Origin of the sequence: Mycobacterium mantenii, from assembly GCF_010731775.1 — a bacterium.
GTDB lineage: Bacteria > Actinomycetota > Actinomycetes > Mycobacteriales > Mycobacteriaceae > Mycobacterium > Mycobacterium mantenii.
The window spans coordinates 467,557-486,822 of the sequence record NZ_AP022590.1 but is presented as its reverse complement, the minus strand read 5'-3'; the positions used below and the strand labels follow the sequence as shown (position 1 = coordinate 486,822).

The 19,266-nt window shown below is 68.7% G+C and carries 24 protein-coding genes and 2 pseudogenes; 7 read left to right on the top strand and 19 right to left on the bottom strand.

The window, feature by feature from the left end; all coding sequences use genetic code 11:
- Window positions 1–42 precede the first annotated feature (42 nt).
- The 8 genes from G6N50_RS02565 to G6N50_RS02530 form a co-directional block, all read right to left on the bottom strand.
- Entirely contained in the window at window positions 43–1,068 is a 1,026-nt protein-coding gene (locus G6N50_RS02565) for an NUDIX hydrolase (RefSeq protein ID WP_083094888.1), read from the bottom strand.
- Entirely contained in the window at window positions 1,068–2,192 is a 1,125-nt protein-coding gene (locus G6N50_RS02560) for a glycosyltransferase family 4 protein (RefSeq protein WP_083094889.1), read from the bottom strand. Before G6N50_RS02560 ends, G6N50_RS02565 begins: the two co-directional genes overlap by 1 nt.
- Window positions 2,192–3,166, bottom strand: coding sequence for a phosphatidylinositol mannoside acyltransferase (locus G6N50_RS02555; protein WP_372509915.1), 975 nt, complete (start codon window positions 3,164–3,166; stop codon window positions 2,192–2,194). Before G6N50_RS02555 ends, G6N50_RS02560 begins: the two co-directional genes overlap by 1 nt.
- Window positions 3,163–3,804 carry a phosphatidylinositol phosphate synthase gene (pgsA, locus tag G6N50_RS02550; protein ID WP_083094891.1) on the bottom strand — a complete coding sequence of 214 codons (642 nt, stop codon included), beginning with the start codon at window positions 3,802–3,804 and terminating at the stop codon, window positions 3,163–3,165. The genes G6N50_RS02555 and pgsA overlap by 4 nt, the downstream gene beginning before the upstream one ends.
- Window positions 3,801–4,376 (bottom strand): HIT family protein, encoded by a 576-nt coding sequence (locus G6N50_RS02545; protein ID WP_083094892.1) that lies wholly within the window; start codon window positions 4,374–4,376, stop codon window positions 3,801–3,803. The genes pgsA and G6N50_RS02545 overlap by 4 nt, the downstream gene beginning before the upstream one ends.
- Before the next feature lie 2 nt (window positions 4,377–4,378).
- Window positions 4,379–6,433, bottom strand: a complete 2,055-nt coding sequence (gene thrS / locus G6N50_RS02540; RefSeq protein WP_083094893.1) for a threonine--tRNA ligase — start codon at window positions 6,431–6,433, stop codon at window positions 4,379–4,381.
- Window positions 6,434–6,533: 100 nt separating this feature from the next.
- Entirely contained in the window at window positions 6,534–7,157 is a 624-nt protein-coding gene (locus G6N50_RS02535) for a PaaI family thioesterase (protein WP_083094894.1), read from the bottom strand.
- A 39-nt stretch (window positions 7,158–7,196) separates the two neighbouring features.
- Window positions 7,197–8,081 (bottom strand): aldo/keto reductase, encoded by an 885-nt coding sequence (locus G6N50_RS02530; protein ID WP_083094895.1) that lies wholly within the window; start codon window positions 8,079–8,081, stop codon window positions 7,197–7,199.
- A gap of 57 nt (window positions 8,082–8,138) precedes the next feature.
- On the opposite strand from G6N50_RS02530, the gene G6N50_RS02525 reads away from it, so the two are divergent.
- Window positions 8,139–8,639, top strand: coding sequence for a DUF1990 family protein (locus G6N50_RS02525; RefSeq protein WP_083094951.1), 501 nt, complete (start codon window positions 8,139–8,141; stop codon window positions 8,637–8,639).
- A gap of 9 nt (window positions 8,640–8,648) precedes the next feature.
- On the opposite strand, the pseudogene G6N50_RS29155 reads toward G6N50_RS02525, so the two are convergent.
- A pseudogene (locus G6N50_RS29155) lies at window positions 8,649–8,792 on the bottom strand (Rv2617c family stress response/phage resistance protein); the annotation flags it as partial.
- Between G6N50_RS29155 and G6N50_RS02520 the strand changes: the two are divergent.
- Window positions 8,792–9,337, top strand: a pseudogene (locus G6N50_RS02520) (transcriptional regulator); the annotation flags it as partial. The pseudogenes G6N50_RS29155 and G6N50_RS02520 overlap by 1 nt on opposite strands.
- A 23-nt stretch (window positions 9,338–9,360) precedes the next feature.
- Here the strand turns inward: G6N50_RS02520 and G6N50_RS02515 are convergent.
- The 5 genes from G6N50_RS02515 to fdxA all read right to left on the bottom strand — a co-directional run bounded on the left by G6N50_RS02515 (window position 9,361) and on the right by fdxA (window position 12,214).
- Window positions 9,361–10,302: an NAD(P)H-dependent flavin oxidoreductase gene (locus tag G6N50_RS02515; protein ID WP_083094896.1), complete on the bottom strand. Its 942-nt coding sequence runs from the start codon at window positions 10,300–10,302 to the stop codon at window positions 9,361–9,363.
- Between the two features lie 6 nt (window positions 10,303–10,308).
- Window positions 10,309–10,653: a cupin domain-containing protein gene (locus G6N50_RS02510; protein WP_083094897.1), complete on the bottom strand. Its 345-nt coding sequence runs from the start codon at window positions 10,651–10,653 to the stop codon at window positions 10,309–10,311.
- Window positions 10,654–10,703: 50 nt separating this feature from the next.
- Window positions 10,704–11,129: a hypothetical protein gene (locus G6N50_RS02505; protein ID WP_083094898.1), complete on the bottom strand. Its 426-nt coding sequence runs from the start codon at window positions 11,127–11,129 to the stop codon at window positions 10,704–10,706.
- Window positions 11,126–11,761: a helix-turn-helix transcriptional regulator gene (locus G6N50_RS02500; protein ID WP_232069036.1), complete on the bottom strand. Its 636-nt coding sequence runs from the start codon at window positions 11,759–11,761 to the stop codon at window positions 11,126–11,128. The genes G6N50_RS02505 and G6N50_RS02500 overlap by 4 nt, the downstream gene beginning before the upstream one ends.
- A 96-nt stretch (window positions 11,762–11,857) precedes the next feature.
- Window positions 11,858–12,214 carry a ferredoxin gene (fdxA, locus tag G6N50_RS02495; protein ID WP_083094900.1) on the bottom strand — a complete coding sequence of 119 codons (357 nt, stop codon included), beginning with the start codon at window positions 12,212–12,214 and terminating at the stop codon, window positions 11,858–11,860.
- A 56-nt stretch (window positions 12,215–12,270) separates the two neighbouring features.
- On the opposite strand from fdxA, the gene G6N50_RS02490 reads away from it, so the two are divergent.
- From G6N50_RS02490 to G6N50_RS02470, 5 genes are all read left to right on the top strand, one after another.
- On the top strand, window positions 12,271–12,582 hold the full coding sequence (locus G6N50_RS02490; RefSeq protein ID WP_083094901.1) for a DUF2249 domain-containing protein: 312 nt from the start codon (window positions 12,271–12,273) through the stop codon (window positions 12,580–12,582).
- Window positions 12,582–13,421, top strand: a complete 840-nt coding sequence (locus G6N50_RS02485; protein WP_083094902.1) for a methyltransferase domain-containing protein — start codon at window positions 12,582–12,584, stop codon at window positions 13,419–13,421. The genes G6N50_RS02490 and G6N50_RS02485 overlap by 1 nt, the downstream gene beginning before the upstream one ends.
- 166 nt (window positions 13,422–13,587) lie before the next feature.
- On the top strand, window positions 13,588–13,797 hold the full coding sequence (locus G6N50_RS02480; RefSeq protein WP_179970132.1) for a PPP2R3 domain-containing protein: 210 nt from the start codon (window positions 13,588–13,590) through the stop codon (window positions 13,795–13,797).
- 179 nt (window positions 13,798–13,976) lie between these two features.
- Complete coding sequence (locus G6N50_RS02475) at window positions 13,977–14,240, top strand: hypothetical protein (RefSeq protein WP_083094904.1); 264 nt, start codon at window positions 13,977–13,979, stop codon at window positions 14,238–14,240.
- A gap of 97 nt (window positions 14,241–14,337) precedes the next feature.
- Complete coding sequence (locus G6N50_RS02470) at window positions 14,338–14,985, top strand: TetR/AcrR family transcriptional regulator (protein WP_083094905.1); 648 nt, start codon at window positions 14,338–14,340, stop codon at window positions 14,983–14,985.
- Here G6N50_RS02470 and G6N50_RS02465 read toward each other — a convergent pair.
- The 5 genes from G6N50_RS02465 to G6N50_RS02445 are packed head-to-tail and all read right to left on the bottom strand — an operon-like array spanning window position 14,976 to window position 19,221.
- The gene (locus G6N50_RS02465; protein ID WP_083094906.1) at window positions 14,976–16,202 is read right to left on the bottom strand and encodes a lyase family protein; all 1,227 of its coding nucleotides are present in this window, start codon (window positions 16,200–16,202) and stop codon (window positions 14,976–14,978) included. The genes G6N50_RS02470 and G6N50_RS02465 overlap by 10 nt on opposite strands.
- Window positions 16,199–16,942: a peptidase associated/transthyretin-like domain-containing protein gene (locus G6N50_RS02460; RefSeq protein WP_163650804.1), complete on the bottom strand. Its 744-nt coding sequence runs from the start codon at window positions 16,940–16,942 to the stop codon at window positions 16,199–16,201. The genes G6N50_RS02465 and G6N50_RS02460 overlap by 4 nt, the downstream gene beginning before the upstream one ends.
- Window positions 16,935–17,705: a protocatechuate 3,4-dioxygenase subunit beta gene (gene pcaH, locus G6N50_RS02455; protein ID WP_083094908.1), complete on the bottom strand. Its 771-nt coding sequence runs from the start codon at window positions 17,703–17,705 to the stop codon at window positions 16,935–16,937. Before pcaH ends, G6N50_RS02460 begins: the two co-directional genes overlap by 8 nt.
- 59 nt (window positions 17,706–17,764) lie before the next feature.
- Window positions 17,765–18,250, bottom strand: a complete 486-nt coding sequence (locus G6N50_RS02450) for a hemerythrin domain-containing protein (protein ID WP_067827614.1) — start codon at window positions 18,248–18,250, stop codon at window positions 17,765–17,767.
- The gene (locus G6N50_RS02445; RefSeq protein WP_083094909.1) at window positions 18,247–19,221 is read right to left on the bottom strand and encodes a Rieske 2Fe-2S domain-containing protein; all 975 of its coding nucleotides are present in this window, start codon (window positions 19,219–19,221) and stop codon (window positions 18,247–18,249) included. The genes G6N50_RS02450 and G6N50_RS02445 overlap by 4 nt, the downstream gene beginning before the upstream one ends.
- Window positions 19,222–19,266: the final 45 nt, after the last annotated feature.

Sequence of the window (19,266 nt, the reverse complement as noted above, 5' to 3'; positions counted from 1 at the left end):
CCAGTCTAATGAGGCGCTTTGGCCCGCGTTGACTCCGCGGAGTCAGCGGATGGACAGCAGCGGCGCGGAGGTGCGGCCGCCGGCCAGCGCCACCGCTTCGGTGAGCAGTCCGGATAGCTGCATGGGGTACACCGTCTCCCCCGCCGCGACCAGCGCAGCGATGTCGGCAGCGTCACACCAGCGGTGACCGTGGATGTAGCTGTGTTCCAGTTCGGTTCGGCCCGTTCGGGAGGTCTCGAATCGGTGGGTGCGGTAGACGAAGTAGAACTCCTCGCTGTCGATCAGCGAACCGTTGAATTCGAAGACCTCGTCGCGCCGCCACACCGGCCCGACCATGTCGGCCGGCGGGACCCGCAGGCCCGTTTCCTCGGCCAGCTCGCGCGCGGCGGCCTCGGCCAGCCGCTCCCCCTGCCGGACTTCGCCGCCCACCGTGAACCACCACTTGGGCGCGTGCCGGTCGGCGAGCGCGGGATCCGACCCGCACAACAGCAGCACCGCGCCGGTGTCGTCGAGCAGCACGATGCGCGCCGAGGTGCGGTGGTTGAGGACGCCGTGGTCGCCGTGGGCCAGCGCGTGCGGCCGCTCGACGATCTCGAAATAGCTGGGCAACGCGGCGGTCCCGCCCAGGTGGAACAGCCGCACCAGGGGCCGGTCGGCCAGCGCCAGGGTGTCCCGGACCGCGTCGTTGTGGAAGCGACGGGCCAGCACCACCCGAGCCTCGGCGTCGGCCAGCTCGGCGATCAGCCCGGCCGGCAGCGACGCCGGATCGACGATCGCCAGCGCGGCCGACAGCTCGTTCTCGGCGTCCTCCCGCGCGGGCCGCGCCGCCCCCTCCGCCGCGTCGGCCAGCGCCGCCAGCCGCCGCCCCTCGGACGCGCCGCCGTAGGAGTCGATGGCGACCGCGCGCGCCACCACCGCGCGCCGTGCCAGCGCGCCGTCGAGCGCCTGCCACGACAGGTCGTAGCGGACGTGCAGCCGGTCCAGCCGGTTGGCCGTCCGGTAGGCCCAGGCGCCGAAGACCGCCAGCACCGCGACGAGGACCGCGATGGCGACGATCAGCCATGTCATCAACTGGCCACCTCAACCTTGGCGCCCGACGCGGCGACCGTCTCGTACACCCGCATGATCTGGCTGGCCACCACCGACCAGTCGTAGCGCTGGACGGCAGCCGAACCGGCCGTTATGTAACGCTCCCGCAGCACATCATCCTCCAGCACGGCGATCAGCGCATCGGCAAGCGCGTCGCCGTCGCCGACGGGCACCAGGCAGCCCACGTCGCCGCCCTGCAGCACGCGCCGGAAGGCGTCCAGATTGCTCGCCACCACCGGGGTGCCGGCGGCCATCGCCTCGACCAGGACGATGCCGAAACTCTCCCCGCCGAGGTTGGGCGCGCAATACACGTCGGCGCTGCGCATGGCCGACGCCTTGCCGGCGTCGTCGACCTGACCCAGGAAGCGAACGTGGTCCACCAATTCGCCTGCCTGGTCGCGCAATTGGTCCTCGTCGCCGCGCCCGACAACTAGCAGCTGCACGTCGGGGAAACGCCCGACCAGCCCGGGGAGCGCATCGAGCAACACCGGCATGCCCTTGCGCGGCTCGTCGTAGCGGCCCAGGAACAGCACCGTCTTGCCGGCGCGCGGGTAGCCGTCCAGGCGCGGCGCCGAGGCGAACGAGACGACGTCGACACCGTTGGGTATCTCCACCGCGTCGGTGCCCAGCGCCTCCATCTGCCAGCGGCGGGCCAGATCGGAGACCGCGATCCGGCCGACGATCTTCTCGTGCATCGGGCGCAGGATGCCCTGAAACACTGTCAGCGTCAGCGATTTGGTGGTCGACGTGTGAAACGTGGCGACGATCGGACCCTTGGCGATGTTCAGCGCCAGCATGGACAGGCTCGGTGCGTTGGGCTCGTGCAGGTGCAGCACGTCGAAATCGCCTTCGGCGAGCCACTTTTTCACCTTGCGGTGGGTGGCCGGCCCGAACCGCAGCCGGGCCACCGACCCGTTGTAGGGAATCGGGACGGCCTTGCCCGCCGAGACGACGTAGTCGGGCAGCGACGCGTGCGGCGACGACGGCGCGAGCACGCTGACCTCGTGCCCCCGGCCCCGCATCACCTCGGCCAGCTGCAGGACGTGCGACTGAACCCCGCCCGGAACGTCGAACGAGTAGGGACAGACCATCCCGATCCGCATCAGGTTTCCTTCAGCCAGGCCTGCTTGGCTTCGGGGAGGTCGACCAGCCACTGCGGCTGCAGCATGTGCCAGTCCTGGGGATAGGTGGCGATGTTCTTCTCGAACTGATCGGCCAGTGCCTGGGTGATGGCGTTGACGTCGCCGCTGGTGCAGTCCAGGGGCGGGTGGATGGACACCCCCCAGCCCGGGCCGTCGAACCAGCAGTGCGCCGGCAGCAGGACGGCCCCGGTCGCGATCGCGAGCTTGGCCGGCCCGGCCGGCATCCGGGTGGGCCCACCGAAGAAGTCGACCTGCACGCCGGTGCGGGTGAGGTCGCGCTCGGCCATCAGGCACACCACCCGGTTGTCCCGCAGCCGATCGCACAGCACGTCGAATGGCGACCGCTCTCCTCCGGACAGCGGCAGCACCTCGAAGCCGAGGCGTTCGCGGTAGGCGATGAAGCGGCGGTACAGCGATTCGGGTTTGAGCCGCTCGGCGACGGTGGTGAACGTGCCGTGCGTCTGCGCCAGCCACACCCCGGCCATGTCCCAGTTGCCGCTGTGCGGCAACGCGATCACCGCGCCGCGGCCGCTGGCCAGCGCCGCCTCGATGTGGTCCCTGCCCAGGACCGAGTCGTGCAGCTCGCGGCCCAGCTCGCGCAGGTCCATGCCCGGCAGCCGGAACGCCTCGCGCCAATAGCGGGCGTAGGAGGCCAGCGAGGCACGCATCAGCGAGTCCGGCACGTCCTCGGGCGACGCCCCGACGACGCGGGCCAGGTTCTTGCGCAGCTGGTCGGGGCCGCCGCCGCGGGCCGCGTAGCGCGCCCCCGCCGCAAAGGCGTTGCGCGCGGCGAACTCCGGCATCGCCCGCACCGCCATCCAGCCGGACGCGTACGCCCAGTCGGCGCCCATTCCGCCGGTCAGCCCGCCCACCAACCGGCTCGCCAGGCGGCGTTGTGCCCCAATCACTTTCATGCCCGGCGGAGTGGGAATCACGGCTGACCCATCAGCCGGTCGGTCGCCCCCGGCGAGGTGCGCACCGCGTGCAACCGCTGCGCGCAGGTGACCAGGCTGGCCACCGCCAGCACCCACATGGCGACCGGTAACGCGGGCGGCCACGCAACATACGGAAAGTCCGACACGCCAGCGCCCACCAGCACGATGATCAACCGTTCCGGCCGTTCGATCAAGCCGCCGTCGCCGCGCAGCCCGCTGGCTTCGGCGCGGGCCTTGATGTACGAGATCACCTGCGAGGTGACCAGGCAGATCAGCGTGGCTACCACTAGCAGCCTGTCGTGCAGGCCGAAGACGATCCACCACAGCAGCCCGCAGAACACCGCGCCGTCGCTGACCCGGTCACAGGTCGCGTCCAGCACCGCGCCGAACCGGGTGCCGCCGCCCCGTTCCCGGGCCATCGCTCCGTCAAGCATGTCGAACAGGACGAAGAACGAGACCACCAGCGTGCCGGCGAACAGCTTGCCCATCGGAAACAGGGTCAGCGCCCCGGCAACCGCGACGACCGTGCCCAGGACCGTGACGACGTCGGGGGTCAAACCCATCCGCAGGCATGCCCTTGCGGTCGGCGTGGTCAGCCGCGCGAACGCCGCCCGGGAAAGGAACGGCATTTTGCTCATGGTTGTTTCGTCCACTCCGTGGCCAGCAGCTGACGCGTCTCGCGCAGCAGTTGCGGGATCACCTTGGACCCGCCGACGATGGTGATGAAATTCGCGTCGCCACCCCAACGCGGCACCACGTGCACGTGCAGGTGTTCGGCCAGTGACCCGCCGGCCGACGTCCCCAGGTTCAGGCCGACGTTGAAGCCGTGCGGCCGGGACACGTTCTTGATGACGCGAATTGCCTTCTGAATGAAGGCCATCAGCTCCGCGCTCTCCGGGTCGGTCAGGTCCTCGAGCTCGGAGACCCGCCGGTAGGGCACCACCATCAGGTGTCCGGGGTTGTACGGGTAGAGGTTGAGCACGGCGTAGACGAGCTCGCCGCGGGCGACCACCAGGCCGTCCTCGTCGGACAGGTGCGGAATGTCGCTGAACGGCTGCTCGGTCTTGCCGTTGTCACGCTTCAGCGGCGCTTCGGCCAAATAGGTCATCCGGTACGGAGTCCACAACCGCTGCAGGTGATCTCGCTCACCGACCCCCCTGTCCAGGATGGTGTCGTCGGCACCCTGTTCCACCGGCTCGCGATCACTCACAGTCACTCACCACTCGACACTTTCACGAGATCGGCTGTGGGCACAGAATTCTCGCGATCGGCGATCCACTTCACGATCGTGTCGACCGCACTGTCGCGGGGCACGCCGTTGATCTGCGTGCGGTCACCAAAACGGAAGCTCACGGCCCCGGCCTGCACGTCGCGGTCACCGGCCAGCAACATGAACGGCACACGCAGGTTCGTTTGATTCACGATTTTCTTGGCCATCCGGTCGTCGCTGGCGTCGACCTCGACCCGCACGCCGTGCGACTTCAGCTGCGCAGCAATGCTTTCCAGGTACTCCACGTGCTCGTCGGCGACCGGGATGCCCACCGCCTGCACCGGCGCCAGCCAGGCCGGGAAGGCCCCCGCGTAGTGCTCGGTGAGGATGCCGAAGAACCGCTCGATCGAGCCGAACAACGCCCGGTGGATCAGCACCGGCCGCTGCCGGGATCCGTCGGACGCGGTGAATTCCAACTCGAATCGGTCCGGCATGTTGAAGTCGATCTGCAGCGTCGACATCTGCCAGCTGCGGCCCAGCGCGTCCTTGACCTGCACCGAGATCTTCGGTCCGTAGAACGCCGCGCCGCCCGGGTCGGGAACGAGCTGCAGGCCCGACGCCTCACCGACCTCGCGCAGGATCTCGGTAGCCTCCTCCCAGACCTCGTCGGAGCCCACGGACTTCTCCGGGTCCTTGGTGGACAGCTCCAGGTAATAGTCGTTGAGGCCGTAGTCGGCCAGCAGGTCGAGCACGAAGCGCAGCACCGAGGTCAGCTCGTCGCGCATCTGCTCGCGCGTGCAGTAGATGTGCGCGTCGTCCTGCGTCATCCCGCGCACCCGGGTCAGGCCGTGGATCACGCCGGACTTCTCATAGCGGTAGACGCTGCCGAATTCGAAGAGCCGCAACGGAAGTTCGCGGTAGGACCGTCCGCGTGACCGGTAGATCAGGTGGTGCATCGGGCAGTTCATCGGCTTCAGGTAGTAGTCCTGGCCGGGCTTGCGTACCGTGCCGTCCGGGTTGAACTCGGCGTCGAGATGCATCGGCGGATACATCCCCTCGGCGTACCACTCCAGATGCCCCGACGTGACGTAGAGCTGCTCCTTGGTGATGTGCGGGGTGTTGACGAACTCGTAGCCCGCCTGCTCGTGCTTGCGGCGCGAGTACTCCTCCAACTCCCGGCGGATGATGCCGCCCCTGGGGTGGAAAACCGCCAGCCCCGAACCGATTTCGTCGGGGAAGCTGAACAGGTCCAGCTCCACGCCCAGCTTGCGGTGGTCGCGGCGCTGGGCTTCGGCGATCAGCTCCAGGTGCTTGTCCAGCGCCTCCTGCGTCTCCCACGCGGTGCCGTAGATGCGCTGCAGGCTGGCGTTGCGCTGATCGCCCCGCCAGTACGCCGCCGAGCTGCGGGTCAGCTTGAACGCCGGAACGTGCTTGGTGGTGGGGATGTGCGGTCCGCGGCACAGGTCGCCCCAAACCCGTTCGCGGGTACGGGGATTGAGGTTGTCGTACGCCGTGAGCTCGTCGCCGCCGACCTCCATGATGTCGGGGTCGCCGGATTTGTCGTCGACGAGTTGGAGCTTGTAGGGCTCGTCGGCCAGCTCGGCGCGCGCCTGGTCCTTGGATTCGTAGACACGCCGCTCGAACAGCTGGCCCTCTTTGACGATCTGGCGCATCCGCTTCTCCAGCGCCGCCAGGTCTTCGGGGGTGAACGGTTCGGCCACGTCGAAGTCGTAGTAGAAGCCGTCGGTGATCGGGGGGCCGATGCCCAGTTTGGCGTCCGGGAACAGGTCCTGGACGGCCTGAGCCAACACGTGCGCGGCCGAGTGCCGGATGACACTGCGGCCCTCCTCGGTGTTGGCGGCCACGGGAACGACGTCGGTGTCGGCGTCGGGCGTCCAGCTCAGGTCGCGCAGCTTTCCCGAGTCGTCGCGCACCACCACGATGGCGTCGGGCGTGCCCCGGCGCGGCAGCCCGGCTTCACCCACCGCGGCGGCCGCGGTGGTCCCGGCAGGCACCCGGATCGGGGCTGCAAGGACGGAGTCGGCGGCGGCGCTCATGAAACTGGTTCTCCAAGGGGTGGACTTCTCGATGATCGTTGCCATGCTATCGGGGCGGACCTCGGAGAACCCAAGCCGTCAACGGTCGCGGGCACCGCGCTCAGGGCTGGCCGGGTTTGAGCCGCACGAACAGCGCGTCGGCTTCGGTCAGCAGCTGCTCGCCGTCGGTCAACCGGCCGGACACGAAGATCTTGCGACCGTCCACCCGTTCGATGCCCGCGTCGAACTGCAATTCCTTTTCCACCGGGACGATGTGGCGGTAGTCGATCTTGAGGTAGGCGGTGCGCTGTCGCGGGTTGCCGGTGAGCACCGAGGCCGACAACCCGAGGATCGAGTCGAACAGCATCCCCAGCGCGCCGCCGTGCACGGCGCCGTTGCGGCCCAGGTGGAACCGGGCGAAGCGGGCCTGGCCGTGGATGCGGCCGTCCTCGCCCTTGTGTGCCGACATCGGGATCGTCAGGATGTTGCCGCGCATCGGCAGGTCCATCCGCCGGCCCGACGGGGACGCCCATTCGTCGGCGTCGAACGGCGCCAGCAGCGCCGATACCTTCTCCAGGAGGTCAGCGGCCTCGGTGATGACCTCGTCGGGAGCGTCGGCGGCGCGGGCGTGGTCCTGCAACGAGCGGACGGCCTCGATGAACCTGCCGTAGTCGGGCCCGCCCTTGGTCGTCGGTTCCGGCGGATTGAATCCCCCGCCGGGGTGTCGCTGATGTTCGGCCACCACAACACCGTATTGCCCGCCGGACGGGCTTTCGCGCGGTGGTTAGGCCGGCTGCTGCGCCCCGGCGGCCGACAACGTTTCGAACTCGTCATCGGACAGCTCGATCTGGGCGGCGGCGACGTTTTCCTCTAGGTGCGCAACCTTGGACGTGCCGGGGATGGGCACCATCACCGGCGAGCGTTTCAGTAACCACGCCAAGGCCAACTGCGACGGCGACGCATCGTGGTCGGCGGCGATGCGCTGCAGCGGGCCGTCGGCGGCGGCCAGCGGTCCGGCCGCCAGCGGGAACCACGGGATGAACGCGATGCCCTGTCTGGTCGCGGTGTCCAGGAGCGGCTCGGCGCCACGGGCGGTCAGGTTGTACATGTTCTGCACCGACACGATCTCGGTGATCCGCAGGGCCGCGTCCAGTTGGTCGGCGCCGATCTCGGACAGGCCGATGTGGCGGATCTTGCCCTCGTTCTTCAGGGTGAGCAGCTCACCCACCTGGTCTTCGAGCGGGAAGTTCGAGTCGATGCGGTGCAGCTGGAACAGGTCGATGGTGTCAACGCCCAGCCGGCGCAGGCTCATCTCGCATTCCTGACGCAGATAACTGGGATTGCCCAACGGAATCCAGATGTCCGGGCCGGTGCGCAACAGCCCCGCCTTGGTCGCGATCACCAGACCGTCGTAGGGATGCAGCGCCTCGCGAATGATCTCCTCGGAGACGTAGGGACCGTAGGAGTCGGCGGTGTCGATGAAGTTCACCCCGAGCTCGACGGCCCGCCGCAGCACCCGGACGCATTCGTCGCGGTCGTCGGGCGGGCCCCACACGCCCTTTGCCGTCAGGCGCATCGCGCCGAAGCCGAGCCGGTTGACGGTCATGTCGCCACCGAAGGTGAATGTTCCGGATGCCCCTGCAACAGTTTTCGAGTTTTCTACGGTCACTTCTCCGACCGTACGCGCCGAATGCGGTTACGCATCTCGGCGTGGCAAGCTGAGCACGTGGACCTGCGAGCGCTCAAGGAACTTCCCCTGACCTACTCCGAAGTGGGGGCAACGGCGACCGGTGAGCTGCCCGCCGGATACGACCATCAACACGCCGAGCGCCAAATCGGCACGGGCCGGCAGCGTTTCGAGCAAGCCGCCGCCGCCGTCATGCGCTGGGGCATGCAGCGCGGATCCGGGCTGCGCGTGCGGGCCAGCTCCGAGATCGCCGTCGTCGACGCGGTGGTGGTGGTGAAGATGGGCTTTCTGCCCGCGCCCTGCCGCGTCGTCTACGTCGTCGACGAACCCGATATCCGGGGCTTCGGCTACGGCACCCTGCCCGGTCATCCCGAGTCCGGCGAGGAACGCTTCGTGGTTCGCCACGACCCGGTCACCTCGGCGGTGTACGCGGAGGTGTCGGCCTTCTCCCGGCCCGCCACCTGGTGGGGCAAGGCCGGCGGGCCGGTGGTGAAGCTGGGCCAGCGCGTCATCGCCAAGCGCTACCTGCGCGCGGTGTGACGGCGGGCGCTATCGCGCGCCGGCTCCGATGCTGCCGCTGTGCACCCCCTGCGCCAGCCGGGCCAGTGCGACGGCGCCGGCGAGCAGACCGAAGTCGCGCAGCGCGACGTCGTAGAAGCCGGGGCCGGTGACCAGGTCGATGATGATGCCGGAAGTTTCACCTGGACCGGCTCACCGCCGAGGGCCTGCTGGAAGCCGATTACGCGCGCCTGTCCGGTCGCTCGGGCCCCGGCGCCGGACGTACCTCCAAGCTGTATCGCAGGACGCGCCGCGACATCGCGGTCAGCCTTCCGCAGCGGGAGTACGAGCTGGCCGGGCGGTCAATGGCGACGGCCATCGCCCGCTCGGCCGATACCGGCGAGCCGGTCGCCGAGGTCCTCAACGGTGTCGCCCGCGAGTACGGCCGAACGATGGGTGCCACTGCAGCGGTGGGGTCCTCGGCCCCAGCGCCCCCGCAGGACGCTGCCGCCGCCGTGAAGCGGGCGGTCCGGGTGCTGAGCCGGTACGGCTACGAGCCGCGGTTCCGCGACGGTGAGGTCAAGCTCGCCAATTGCCCGTTCCACGCACTGGCACAGGAGCAGACGGAACTGGCCTGCACCATGAACCACGCGCTGATCACCGGCGTGGCCGATGCGCTCGGACCGCACCGGCCCGACGCGCGCCTCTGCCCGAACCGGGGCCGGTGCTGCGTCGTGCTCACGCCCGGCCCCAATAGTCCACCCTACGAGCTCCACCCGGACAGCAATCCTTCAGCGCCCGTACACATCTCGTCGATGACGTCGGCCACCGAGGCATCGCCGCGGATCATCCCGACGCCCTGACCGGCATCCACCGGCGCGATCCGGCAGTCCCCGGCGGCGATCGCGGCGGCCAGCTGGTCGCAGGCCCCCGCGTCCATCGCTTCCTCGTGACCCGTCCAGTGCTCGACGAAATCGTTGGCCAACACCCGCGACGGGAACCGCGCCGGCCAGGGCAGACCCTTGGCGACGTCGAAGACCCGGGTGACGGCGGTGTCGGTTTCGGTGGCCGCGACCAGGGCCCGGCGCCCGGCGTCGCCGGTCAGCGCCTCCGGGCATGCCGACAACCGGGTGCCCACCCACGCCCCGCTGGCACCGGCGGCCAGCACCGCGGCCAGGCTGCGCGCCGAGGCGACACCGCCGCCGGCCAGCACCGGGACGGTGACGGCATCCAGAACGGCGTCCAGCAGCGGCAGCAGCCCCAGCTTGTCCTCGCCGTGCCCGCCACCCTCGGATCCGCGCGCGACCAGGATGTCGACGCCGGCGTCGACGGCCCGCCGGGCCCCGACGGCGTCGTAAACCTGTGTGACGGTGGGGATTCCGGCGTCATGCGCCTTGGCGACCCAAGACCAGTCCGTTCCGAAGCTGACCGACAACAGGGCCGGGCGGGCGGCTAGCGCGTCCTCGAGCAGCCCGGCCTCGTTGCGCATCACCCAGTCGACCATGCCGATGCCGAACCGCCCGTCGACGTGCCGAAGCTGCTCGGCGAGCAACTCCCTGGACGCGACGCTGCCCATGCCGACCATGCCGAGGCCACCGGCCCCCGTGACCGCGGCGGCCAGGCGGCCGCCGGCCACCCCGCCCATCGGGGCATTGACGATGGGTACCCGCAGACCGAAATTCGTTGACCAGGGCGTCGACAGCATCGTCGGCTAGTGCGCCGCGGGAATGGTCTTCAGCACGGTCAGCAGGACCACCGAATCCTCGACCGCGTGCAGGGCGTGCCGTTCGGTGGGAATCGCGACGTATTCACCGGCCTTGCCGTCCCAGGCGTCGCCGTTGGTCGTCAGCCGCACGTGACCCTGCAGCACCTGCAGCGTCGCCTCACCGGGGCTGTCGTGTTCGGACAGGTCGTGCCCGGCGAGCAGGGCCAGCACGGTCTGGCGAAGCTCATGGGTGTGACCGCCATGAATGGTGTGGGCGGCCCGCCCGCTGTGCGATTGCTTGGCCTCGGCGATCTTTTCGGACGAGAGGTCGGTCAGCGAGATGGAATCCATAATGGGTCCTTCGAAGTTGATAGGCCCTCATGAGGCCTTGAGGGTTGCTGTTAGCCGCTCAGTAGCAGTATCCCCGCCGCGATGAGGCCGATGACTTTGCCCGCCTCCAAGGCGACGTACCCGTAGTGGGCCCGGGAACGCGGCCCGTCCGATCCGGCGAGCACCCTGTCCGCCCGACGGGTCAGCGCGGGGCGCACCGCGACCAGCTGGATGGCCAGTGCGGCCACGGCGACGGCGATCGCCACCCTGACGCCCGCCGGGGTCGGACCGGCCACCACGATGGCCCCGATGACGAGGGCGAAAGCCACCTCGACGGTGTTGAGCGCGCGAAACACCAGCCGCCCGATGCCGAGCCCGATCTGCAGCGTCACATTGGGCGCCCGGAATTTCAGCGGGGCCTCCAGGAACGAGATGGCGAGCACCATGCCGAGCCAGATGAAGGTCAGCGCAACGGCAGTCGCCGTGCCGGTGCTCATTTGGCCGCTCCCTGCAGTGTCAGGTGAGCCAGACACAGATCCGGCTCGACGAACGGGTCGAGCCGGTCCACCGAGACGGGTGCTCCCCAGGTCTCCATGGCTCCTTGCATCAGGCCCAGATGCACCGGGCAGACGACGCTCGAGGAGCTCTCGGCCAGTTCGAGAAAGGGGCAGTGCCGCAGCCCGACCTGCTGCTGTCCGTTGTTCACCCGGCGCTCGGGGGCGAAGCCGAGTTCGTCGAGCACATCGATCAAGCGGGCGATCGCCTCTTCGGCGCCGTCGGCGCCGTCGGCGTCATCGGGCATCGGGTGCAGTTCGGCATCCACCTTGTGCCCCCAGGCGCGGCCCGCCGCCAGGGCCTTGGGCGCGGGGTCGCGTTCGTCGGCGAAGGCCATGGCCAGGATCTCGGCCAGCAGCCGATAGTGTCGCGTCCCGCCGCGATCCATCTGCCGGACCGCGCGAAACATCAGCGGTGGGCGTCCCGGCCCCTTCCGATCCAGCTCGACGTGCTCCACCTGCCCGTCAGCGACCAGGCTGTCGAGGTGGAAGCGGACGGTGTTGGGGTGTACGTCCAGCACGCGGGCGATGCCCGCGATGCTCATCGGATCCGGCGAGGCCCGCAGCAGCCGCATCACGGCGCGCCGCCGGCCGGCCAATTCCCCGGTCGACGAGTCCTGTGCCTTCTGGGAATTGTGGGATTTCAAAGGGCCCCTCCCGCTTCTAGTCCTTCACGCCCCGTCCGAATGGCTGGCACTGGGCTGGCCGGCCACCAGAGGTGTGTCGACCCCGAGCGGACCGAGCTTGCCGGCCCCACCCGGGGACCCCAGGGGGGCGTCGCGACCCGGCAGCGTTTCAGCGAAGAATGCCTCATTGTCGGCCAGGTAGGGTTTGAGATCCTCAGGCAGGTCATCTTCGTAGTAAATCGCCTCCACCGGACAGACCGGTTCACACGCGCCGCAATCCACGCATTCGTCGGGATGAATGTAGAGCGCCCGGCCGCCTTCGTAAATACAATCCACCGGGCATTCGTCGACGCATGCGCGGTCCATCACATCGATGCATGGCTTTCCGATCACGTAGGTCATGCGCTAGAGTTTACACAAGGGTACTTGTGAAAACTAGAGCAAAGGTCGGAGAACCCATGGCCGCCAACGAACTTGACGTACGCCAGCTGCGCAAGCCGGAAAAGCACCCGACCATCTTCGCCACCTATGCCGCGCTGCAAGTCGGCGACTCGTTCGTTCTGGTCAACAACCACGACCCCAGGCACCTGCACGACGAATTCGAGGCCGACTATCCCGGCGGTTACGACTGGGAGTACCTCGACAAAGGCCCGTCCGTCTGGCGGATCCGGATCGGTAAACTCATCGACACCCCACCCCCCGTGCGCCACCCCGGACATCTCGAGCTGGCCCTGGAGCCGGTGGAAACCTCTGCGCGGCAGGAGATTTGATGCCAGGACAACGAGCAGGTTCCGAACTGCCGCTACCGTCCTCGAACCGCGCCGACGACGCGGTCGCAGGGCATTGGCTGCTGGCGCGGCTCGGTAAGCGCGTGCTGCGCCCCGGCGGTGTCGAGCTGACCCGCACGCTGCTGTCCCGCGCGGAGCTGACCGGCGCCGACGTCGTCGAACTGGCACCCGGCCTGGGCCGCACCGCCACCGAGATCGTGGCCAGGGGGCCGCGGTCGTACGTCGGCGCCGAGGGTGACCCGGACGCGGCCAACGTGGTGCGCGGCGTGCTCAGCGATTTCGGTGCGCAAAACGCGGCCGTGCAGGTTGCGGACGCGGCCGCCACCGGATTGCCCGACGCCTGCAGCGATGTGGTCATCGGCGAGGCGATGCTGAGCATGCAGGGCGACGCGGCCAAGGCGGCGATCGTCGCCGAGGCGGCCCGGTTGTTGCGGCCGGGCGGGCGCTACGCGATCCACGAACTCGCCCTCACTCCGGACGACGTGCCGGAGGACATCAGCACCGACATCCGGCAGGCGCTCGCCCGGGCGATCAAGGTCAACGCCCGTCCCTTGACGGTTGCGGAGTGGTCGAAACTGCTCGCCGAGCACGGGTTGGTGGTCGATCAGGTGGCGACCGCGCCCATGGCGCTGCTGCAGCCGCGCCGGCTGGTCTCCGACGAGGGGCTGTTCGGTGCGCTGCGATTCGCCAGGAACGTGCTCGTGCACCGCGACGCCCGCAAGCGGGTCCTGACGATGCGCCGCACGTTCCACAAACATCGCAACCGGTTGGCCGCCGTCGCCATCGTCGCGCACAAACCGGCGGGGCCGGGCACCGCCTGACAACCGCTGCAACGCTTCAACCTTCGCCTTTGCGCCCCCGGCCGACTTTGGGCCCGTTCCGCAATCTCTGCGTGACGGTTTAGTTATGCCCCCTGACAAAACTTGGCTGCGGCAGTTGCGGGAAGAACAAAGGAGCTTGCCGGTTATGGGTGCTAACCCACCGTTGTTGACGGAGTCCGACCTCGACGCGTTGGCGTCGGATTTCCTGCAGTCGCACTACTTCGGGTCAATTTATGCCGATTGGTCACCGGATCGACGGCTCGACATGTTCCTGCGGCGGCGGGGTCTCGCCCGGGTGGCCAACGACGGCGACCTGTCCCACAACGTTTTGGAACGCATCATGGCCCGCGGACGCGCCACGCTGGCGCGGCGTTGATCGGCCAGTTGACTTATGTAGGACCAGGTAGGCGATCCGATGACCAAAGACTTGAAAAAAACGGGATCTCGCACGGCGAAAATGCCGACCACCGCATTGGTACAGACGTACTATTGTGCCCTAGAGCTGAAGACGCGGGCGGGGTCGGATGAGTGGTCGAGGCTAGCGGGGAGGGGACGATGAATTCACCGAAATGGATGGTTCATTGGCCGCAGCGCAGGCCGACGGCCACGATTTACCAGCTGACCGACCGCCTCCACAAAGGACACATCGCTCGGGTACCCGCGCACCAGATCACGGCGACGGTAGCGGCGTGGCTGGCCGACCTGGGTGCCGACAGCCCGCTGGTCGACGAACTCGAGCGCGCCGTGTGTGGCGGTGATTGGGCGGCCGCGCACGCACTGAGCGAGTGCCTGGCGATCGAAATCGCGGTGGCCGACTGAAACGTCGTTCAGCAAAGCGACGTTCTTAATCGACATTATTGCTGGTTTTCATCAACAGTTTCGTTGACGTATATCGACGTGCCCAACAGTAACGGGCGTGTCCGACCTCCCGACACAAACAAAGTATCTGCAGGCCTCGCGGGGCCGCCGCGCGTCGCACCACTCCGGTGACGACCGCGAACAAGCGATACTTGCCACCGCCGAGCGGCTGCTGGAGGAACGACCGCTGGCCGACTTTTCCGTCGACGATCTAGCAAAAGGCGCCGGAATTTCCCGGCCCACCTTCTACTTCTATTTCCGGTCGAAGAACGCGGTGCTGCTGTCGCTGCTCGACCAGATGAACGCCAAGGCGCAGGCGGCGCTGCGGGCGCTCGACGTCGTGTCTTCGGGCGACCCCGAGGCGATCTGGCGGGCACGCATCGAGTCGTTCTTCGAGGTGTCCGGATCGCACCGGGCGGTCGCGGTCGCGGGCGCCGCGGCCAAGGCGACCAACCCCGAGGTGCGGCAGCTGTGGTCCGCACTGATGAACAAGTGGATCTCTTACACCACCATCGCGATCAAGTCCGAGCGCGGACGCGGCGCCGCCCCCGACACCATCCCGGCCGCGGAGCTGTCCGTGGCGCTCAACATGTTGAGCGAGCGGATGATGGCCGCGGCCTTCACCGCCGAGGATCAGGCGATCCCCGAAGACCGGGTGATCGACACGCTGCTGCACATCTGGCTGGCCAGCATTTATCAGCGCTGAGCGAGCACCGCTGCCGCACGGCTCAGGCAGTCGTCGATCAACCGGCCGGCGGCGCCGAAGTAGGCGGCGGACGGCTCCTTGCCCGCCAGCTCGGCGATCGCCCGCTGTTCGCCCGCAATGTCTGCGGCATTGACGTTTTCGGCCATCCGCTGCGTATGTACGGTCAATCCGGCGAGCAGTTCCCCACTCTGGGATCCCGCGACGACGCTGCGCCGGCCCAGCGGGCGCAGGGTGTCCCATTCGGCATGCCACGCCCCGTCGGGCCGCTCGTCGTTGGCTAGCGCCGCGGCGGTGTGCAGCGTCGCGGCCAATGGCGGTGCCGCGATGGCGGCACGGCGGATCAGGATGGACAGCACCGGGTTTCGCTTGTGCGGCATCGACGACGAGCCGCCGCGGTTCCCGGTTGCCGGCTCACTGAGTTCGGCGATCTCCGGTCGGACCAGGGTGACGATGTCCGAGGCGATGCGGCCCCAGGAGTCGGTGCAGCCGACGAAGGCGTCGCCGGCCGCGGTGACGGGTGCGCGGCTGGTGTGCCACGGCGGCCGCGCAGCCAAGCCCAATGTGGTTGCGGTGCTTTGTACTAACTGCAGCGAGACGCCGGCCGGGTCGGTCGTGCCGGTCATCAATGCCGCCAGCTCCGTCGTCGCGGCCAATGTTCCGGCGGCGCCGCCGAGTTGGATCGGTGTGGTCAGCGCGGCCAGCCGCACGAACGCGTCGATGACTCCGTTCAGCCAGCCGGCGACCTTGCCGCCAAACGTGGTGAGTGCGGCGTGCTGGGTGAGGGTGCGGGCCACCATCGGCGTGTCCCGGTGCCGGGTGACGAGTTCGGACAGTGTGGAAATCTGCTGTGTTAGTTGGGTTGTCAACTCATCGGCAACCGCTCGCACGGCCAGCATCAGGCTCGTGTCCAGGACGTCCTGACTGGTGAGCCCGCGGTGAATCCAGGGCGCGACGGCCGGCTCGGCCCGCTGCCGCAGCAGGGTCACCAGGGGAATGACCGGGTTGCCGCCGTCCTCGGCGGCGACCGCGAGCGATTCACAGTCGTCGGGTGTGACCAGGTTCGCGATCTCCGCTTCGGCGCAACCGGCGGGCGCCAGGCCGGCGCCCGCCAGGGCGCTCAGCCACGCGGCTTCCACCGCCACCATCGATCCCAGCAGCGCCCGATCGGTCATGTGCTCCCCGGCGCGATGGTCTCCGGGCCACAACAGGTTGGTCATCGCGCGTCGTCCCGGTACGCCAGGAACACGGTCTCGGCCGGGCCCTGCAGATGGATATCGAAACGGTAAGCGGTGCCGTCGTTTTCGGCGGTACACAGCAATGCGGACCGGCGCTCGGCGGTGACCGCCGTCAGCAGCGGATCGGCGTTCGGGTCGGCGCCGGGCAGGTAGGCGCGGGTGAACAGCCGGTCCAGCAGTCCCCGGGCGAACACCGTGAGCGCGAAGAAGGGCGGCCGCCCGGCGATCGCCGAACCGGGCGTCAGGGTGGTGAACGCGTAGCGTCCGGCGTCGTCGGTCGCGCAGCGCCCCCACCCGGTGAACGGAGCGTCGTGATGGTGCCGACCCGCGGCGCCCGGCGCTTGCGCCGCGCTTGCGATCGACACCGCGTCGTGATGGTGCCGACCCGCGGCGCCCGGCGCTTGCGCCGCGCTTGCGATCGACACCGCGTCGTGATGGTGCCGACCCGCGGCGCCCGGCGCTTGCGCCGCGCTTGCGATCGACACCGCGTCGTCGCGGCGCAGCGAACCGGCTTGTCGCGGAACGCGTCCCGCGCCGTCGGGTTGCCAGAGTTCCACCAGTGCGTCCGGGACGGCCGCGCCGGCACCGTCGTACACCGTGCCGTGCAGCCGGATGGCCTGCGGATGGCCGTCGTCGACCATGAGGTTGTCGCCGGGATACGGCAACCCCAGATCGAGGAACGGCCCGACGGTTTGCCCTGGCGTGCAAGCTGATTCAGTCATGCTCGCCTTCTGTCGGGGTGCGTGCGCCACCGGCCAGCACGATGTCCCACCGGTACCCGGTCGCGTACTCCGGCTCGTTGAGGTCGTGGTCGTATCGGGCGATCAGCCGCTGGCGCCCGGCGGGATCGAGGATCGATTGGAAGATCGGATCCAGCGCGAACATCGGGTCACCCGGGAAGTACATCTGGGTGACCAGGCGCTGGGTGAAAGCGGTTCCGAAGACGGAGAAGTGGACGTGCGCCGGGCGCCACGCGTTGTGGTGGTTGCGCCACGGGTAGGGCCCGGGCTTGATGGTCCGGAACCGGTAGGTGCCGTCCGGCCCGGTCAGGCAGCGGCCCGCACCGGTGAAGTTCGGATCGAGGGGCGCCGGATGCTGGTCGCGCTGGTGGCGGTAGCGACCGGCGGCGTTGGCCTGCCAAATCTCCACCAGCTGGCCCGCCACCGGCCGGCCGGATTCGTCCAGGACGCGTCCGGTCACGACGACCCGCTCGCCGATCGGCTCGCCCGGATGACCGGCCGTCAGGTCGGCGTCGAGTGGGTCGACGTCCTGGTGGCCGAAGCACGGCGCCCAGCGTTCGACGCCCTCGGGATCGACGACGACCAAAGGTTGCTTGGGATGGCGCAGGATCGTGCTGCGGTACGGCGGGTAGTCGAGCCGCGGCCGGTCGCGGTGCCCGACTCCCCCGCCACCCTGGTATTGCGCTGCGATGCGGGCGATCTCCGCCGTGATGTCACCCTGAGAAGCGACACGCTCGGCGTCCATGTGCCGTGAGGCTACTCTCGCCGGCCCACCGAATCCCGCAAGCGGGCGGTGTCGCCGGGTCAGAGAGAGCGCACCAGCGCCGCCCGCCCCTTGGTGCGCATCTTGTACGTTGCCGAGCCGCGGTATTGCTCCATCTTCGCGGCCATCTTATTGCCCAACTCCTCGAGCTCGGCATCGGTGATCTTCACTTCCGGCGGTGCCGGGATCATGTCGCGTTCCTCTTCGTCGGCGTGGGCCTCCAGTACCGTCTTGAAGGAGTTCCACTCGTCCTCGTAGCCGGGCGCGCTCTGCGGGGTCCTCAACAACACCGAAAGCTGGTCGACCACCTGGCGGTGCTCGGCGTGCGCAACCGCGATCAACTTGCTGGCATCCTTGAGCGCCGGGTAGTACAGGTCGTCCTCGATGCGGAAGTGGATGTCCAGCTCGATCAGCAGATCATCGAAAAGTTCATGCCGCTCTTCAGAATTCACCGGGGCGTCGCTGATCTTGCGGCCGAGGCCCTTGATCACGATGTGGTGTTCTTTCAGGACGTCGTAGGCGTTCAATTGGCTGCTCCTCCTTTTGCGATTCCTACCGCGCCGCCGGGAGCGGGCTGCGGCTCGCCGCGGACTTCGACCACTCCGTCGTTCAATCGGGCCTCGTAGCACGGCAGCGGCGCCGCCGCCGGACCGCGCACAACTTCTCCGGACTCGGCCGCGAACCACGAACCGTGCCAGGGGCACACCAGCCGGCCCCGGTCCATCCATCCGTCGGACATCGGCGCGGCCAGGTGCGGGCAGAATTCCCCGTACGCCGCCACCTCACCGGGTTTGGTCTGGCAGACCACCAAACCCACTCCGTCGACCTCGACCCGTACCGGCTTGCCGTTCAACGAACTCGCAGGCAGCACCGGCGTCCAGGTGGCGGTGCGCAGCCGGGGACCCGACTGATCGATGCCGATCCCGGACTCGAAGACCAGCGCCCCACCGAGGTAGCTGCCGGCCACGGTGATGCCGTAGCCGAGGGCGGTGAGCAGGATGCCGCGTCCGTGCCGCCCCTTGCGCCGGTCCCACCAGGACTGCATGTACAGCGCGGTGGCGGCCATGTTCACCAGCCCGTGCACCGCACCGACCCGGCGGTCCTCCTCGTGGGTGTGCTGCCAGTCGGTGACACCGGTGACGGCCGAGCCGAGGCTCGCCAGGATGCCCACCCCGAGTGCGCGCGACGCGAACCGCGATGCGTCGACGACCTCGGATGCCGGCTGTCCGGGCAGGACGCTGAGCGCGTCCAGCGCAACCGTCGTCCCGAGGGCGCCACTGGTCAGTGACGCCAGGGGCGGGTGCACCGGGTGACCGAGCCAGACCCCGTTGAGCGCGTTGGCGACGGTGTTGCGGGCGCCGCCGAGCCCGTTGAATGCAAAGCTGAGCAGGTGTTCGAACCGATAGCTCGGTCGATCAATCCATTCCTGGCGCCCGATAGTGGCTATAACCTTCGACCCGACCTGCTGCAATCGACCCCCTCGTGGTCGACCCACCATGGCACCAGTTCCTTCCTCAGATCAGCGGAAAACGACGGTTAATTA

Coding starts and splice junctions, on each gene's coding strand:
- G6N50_RS02565 (WP_083094888.1), bottom strand. CDS start 1,068: ATGACATGGCTGATCGTCGCCATCGCGGTCCTCGTCGCGGTGCTGGCG.
- G6N50_RS02560 (WP_083094889.1), bottom strand. CDS start 2,192: ATGCGGATCGGGATGGTCTGTCCCTACTCGTTCGACGTTCCGGGCGGG.
- pgsA (WP_083094891.1), bottom strand. CDS start 3,804: ATGAGCAAAATGCCGTTCCTTTCCCGGGCGGCGTTCGCGCGGCTGACC.
- thrS (WP_083094893.1), bottom strand. CDS start 6,433: ATGAGCGCCGCCGCCGACTCCGTCCTTGCAGCCCCGATCCGGGTGCCT.
- G6N50_RS02515 (WP_083094896.1), bottom strand. CDS start 10,302: ATGCTGTCGACGCCCTGGTCAACGAATTTCGGTCTGCGGGTACCCATC.
- G6N50_RS02510 (WP_083094897.1), bottom strand. CDS start 10,653: ATGGATTCCATCTCGCTGACCGACCTCTCGTCCGAAAAGATCGCCGAG.
- G6N50_RS02505 (WP_083094898.1), bottom strand. CDS start 11,129: ATGAGCACCGGCACGGCGACTGCCGTTGCGCTGACCTTCATCTGGCTC.
- G6N50_RS02500 (WP_232069036.1), bottom strand. CDS start 11,761: ATGCGGCTGCTGCGGGCCTCGCCGGATCCGATGAGCATCGCGGGCATC.
- fdxA (WP_083094900.1), bottom strand. CDS start 12,214: ATGACCTACGTGATCGGAAAGCCATGCATCGATGTGATGGACCGCGCA.
- G6N50_RS02490 (WP_083094901.1), top strand. CDS start 12,271: ATGGCCGCCAACGAACTTGACGTACGCCAGCTGCGCAAGCCGGAAAAG.
- G6N50_RS02485 (WP_083094902.1), top strand. CDS start 12,582: ATGCCAGGACAACGAGCAGGTTCCGAACTGCCGCTACCGTCCTCGAAC.
- G6N50_RS02475 (WP_083094904.1), top strand. CDS start 13,977: ATGAATTCACCGAAATGGATGGTTCATTGGCCGCAGCGCAGGCCGACG.
- G6N50_RS02465 (WP_083094906.1), bottom strand. CDS start 16,202: ATGACCAACCTGTTGTGGCCCGGAGACCATCGCGCCGGGGAGCACATG.
- G6N50_RS02460 (WP_163650804.1), bottom strand. CDS start 16,942: ATGACTGAATCAGCTTGCACGCCAGGGCAAACCGTCGGGCCGTTCCTC.
- pcaH (WP_083094908.1), bottom strand. CDS start 17,705: ATGGACGCCGAGCGTGTCGCTTCTCAGGGTGACATCACGGCGGAGATC.
- G6N50_RS02445 (WP_083094909.1), bottom strand. CDS start 19,221: ATGGTGGGTCGACCACGAGGGGGTCGATTGCAGCAGGTCGGGTCGAAG.